The following is a 2,854-nucleotide window of genomic DNA, read 5'->3' as shown; positions in this document are numbered from 1 at the left end:
CCGTATCTTAAGAAAGGAAAAGGATGCTTCCATGGTTCGTGTGTCTGTTGGTAGCAGACTCACCGGAAGCATCCCACTCTATAGCTATGGTCATTGTAACAAAGTATGAGTTGGTTGAGAAGAGCCCCGGTGTTTTTGGTTCGGTGTGCAGAAGTGGTTCCTTGTTCTTGCTGCGGAGATGAGCTTGTTGTGATTGGAAGCCGACGGCGTAAGCTGGTGAATAGCTATGGTGAAAGCCGTCAGCTCATCATACGGAGACTTCGTTGTTTGCAATGCCTTCGGATTCATCATGAACTTCCAGACTGCATCGTGCCGTACAAGCGTTACGAGTCCGAATGTATCGAGCAAGTGGTTTCAAAGTCAGAAGCTCCATCCGTTGCGGCGGACGACTCGACCCTGCAACGCTGGCGGCGTTGGTTTCGGGAGCAGGCGGCTTACTTGCTCGGATGTCTTTCGTCCATCGCCATTCGCTTTCACCAAGACCCTGTGGAGTGTTTGTCCACCTCTTCACAGTCTGCACACCATGAGATTGGACACTTTGTCGGGGACGCCCCCGGTTGGCTGGCGAGAATTGTCCGCCCCATCGCCAATGCAAATTTATGGGTACATACCCGTTCTGCATTCTTGTCCATACCTTCCTTGCGATAGACTCGTCTCGAAGTCTATCAAGGAAGGTGAAAGGGATGAAAGATCAGAAGAAAGCCGAGGCCATCGCCGCAGAGCGGATGCAGCTTTTGTCGCCGCTTTTGGTCGAAGGACTCGACCCGGCCAAGGCCAGGGAAATCAAAGTAAGGATTTGTGAGCAGACGGGACTCTCCGAGCGAACGCTGCGCCGGTATTTGGCCAAGTACCGGCAGGACGGGTTTGCCGGTTTAAAGCCCAAAGGCAAAGGTCGACCATCGAGTCCAACCATCCCGCCAGATGTATTGGAACAAGCCATCCTGCTGCGCCGGGAAGTGCCAAGTCGAAGCGTGGCGCAGATCATTCAAATTCTGGAATGGGAAGGCCGTGTTCAACCTGGCGAAATAAAACGCAGTACATTGCAAGAAAAACTCGCAGAGCGCGGCTACAGCACACGTCATATGCGTATGTACGCCCAGTCCGGCGTGGCCGCACGGCGCTTTCAGCAGCGTCATCGCAACCGGCTGTGGCACTCAGACCTTAAGTACGGTCCGTACCTACCTATCGGACCGGGCGGCACCATGAAACAGGTGTTTCTGGTGACGTTTATTGACGATGCGACACGCTTTGTGCTGCATGGCGAATTCTACCCGGTCATGGACAAGACCATCGTAGAAGATTGTCTCCGTAAGGCCATCCAGAAGTTTGGCGTGCCGGAAGCGGTCTACTTCGACAACGGCAAGCAGTACCGCACGAAATCCATGACACGCATCTGTTCCAAGCTTGGAATTCGGCTGTTGTTTGCAAAGCCCTATTCGCCGGAAGCAACAGGCAAGGTGGAGCGGTTCAATCGTGTCGTCGATGCGTTCCTGAGCGAGGCGGCATTGGAGAAGCCGAAGACGCTGGAGCGGTTAAACGAACTGTTCCAGGTGTGGCTGTCGGAATGTTATCAGAACAAGCCGCATTCGGCCCTGGAGAACAAGTGTAGCCCGGAAACGGCGTACCGCAGCGACAAGAAAGCGCTCCAGTTTGTAGATCCCGTCGAACTGGCGAACGCCTTCCTGCATTGCGAAACGCGTAAAGTGGACAAGTCCGGCTGTATCAGCTTCATGGACCGCAAGTATGAAGTAGGCCTTCCATTCATCGGCTGCACGGTTGATGTCGTGTTCGACCCGGCAGACATTTCGGAACTCACCATCGAGTACGAAGGGCATGCGCCGTGGACGGTGCGGGAACTTGTGATCGGCGAGCGTGCCGGTAAACGTCCGCCACTGCCGGAGCATCTTGGGCCGCAACCGGCAGATACGTCAAGGCTGCTCGCTGCTGCAGAAGAGCGCAATCGTGAGCGGAAAACGCAGCAAGCTCCAGCGGTTGCCTACCGTCGGGTGAGTAAGGAGGACGGCCATGTTTAAGTCGTTCTACGGTCTCAGCCGTTCCCCTTTCTCACGAGACATCCCGACGAGCGAACTGTATGCATCCGTGATGCTGGAAGAAACGCTCGGGCGACTCGAATATGCCGCTGAGCGTCAATGGTTCGCTGTCGTTACCGGCGACTGCGGCACCGGCAAGACAACGACCATCCGGAAGTTCACTGAGGTGCTCGACCCGGCGAAGTTCAAGGTGCTGTATCTGTCGGACTCCAAGCTGACGCCGAGACACTTCTACAAAGGGCTACTCGAACAGCTTGGATGCGAGTCGAAATTCTACCGAGGGGACGCCAAGCGCCAGCTACATCGGGAGATTGAGTTGATGCGCGGCATCCACGGACTCCAGCCGGTTGTTGTGGTGGATGAAGCTCATTTGCTCGACCGCGAGATGTTGGAGGAAGTACGCTTTCTGCTTAACTTCAGAATGGATGCGCAGAGTCCCATGGCGCTCATCCTTGTTGGGCAAAACGAGTTATGGGAACGCCTCTCCCTTCAATCTTACGCTGCGATCCGCCAGCGTATTGACCTGCAGTGCAAACTGTCACACTTCGACCGTGCGCAAGCAGCAGCCTATATAAAGCGACATATGGCCTACGCCGGTGCGGAGCATGACATTTTCTCGGACGGGGCGATTGACGATATTTACCGCTACTCTAGCGGTACGGCCCGGCTCATCAACAAAGTATGTACGCACTGCCTGATCTATGGCGCACAGAACAAACATCGAATCATTGACGATCATATGGTCAAGCGTGTTATCCAGGGAGAATTGTCTTGATTCTCCCTGCTTTATCACCATGGGATGG

3 protein-coding genes are annotated in these 2,854 nt (G+C 54.7%); all 3 read left to right on the top strand.

Annotated features, from left to right (window positions below; all coding sequences use genetic code 11):
• The first annotated feature begins 129 nt into the window (after window positions 1-129).
• Genes ACFO8Q_RS23770 through ACFO8Q_RS23760 form a run of 3 tightly spaced genes read left to right on the top strand, consistent with a single transcriptional unit; the run spans window position 130 to window position 2,826 of the window.
• Window positions 130-648: a DUF6431 domain-containing protein gene (locus tag ACFO8Q_RS23770; protein WP_380029855.1), complete on the top strand. Its 519-nt coding sequence runs from the start codon at window positions 130-132 to the stop codon at window positions 646-648.
• Between the two features lie 35 nt (window positions 649-683).
• A complete protein-coding gene (locus ACFO8Q_RS23765) occupies window positions 684-2,033 on the top strand; it encodes a DDE-type integrase/transposase/recombinase (protein ID WP_380029853.1) in 1,350 nt (449 codons plus the stop codon).
• On the top strand, window positions 2,026-2,826 hold the full coding sequence (locus ACFO8Q_RS23760) for an ExeA family protein (protein ID WP_380029851.1): 801 nt from the start codon (window positions 2,026-2,028) through the stop codon (window positions 2,824-2,826). Before ACFO8Q_RS23765 ends, ACFO8Q_RS23760 begins: the two co-directional genes overlap by 8 nt.
• Window positions 2,827-2,854 lie beyond the last annotated feature (28 nt).

This window comes from Effusibacillus consociatus (genome assembly GCF_042652925.1).
In the GTDB taxonomy this organism is placed as follows: Bacteria; Bacillota; Bacilli; order Tumebacillales; family Effusibacillaceae; genus Effusibacillus; species Effusibacillus consociatus.
This window is presented reverse-complemented; position numbering and strand designations above follow the sequence as displayed.

Excerpts from the sequence above, each read along its gene's own strand:
- ACFO8Q_RS23765 (WP_380029853.1), top strand. The coding sequence starts at position 684 with ATGAAAGATCAGAAGAAAGCCGAGGCCATCGCCGCAGAGCGGATGCAG.
- ACFO8Q_RS23760 (WP_380029851.1), top strand. The coding sequence starts at position 2,026 with ATGTTTAAGTCGTTCTACGGTCTCAGCCGTTCCCCTTTCTCACGAGAC.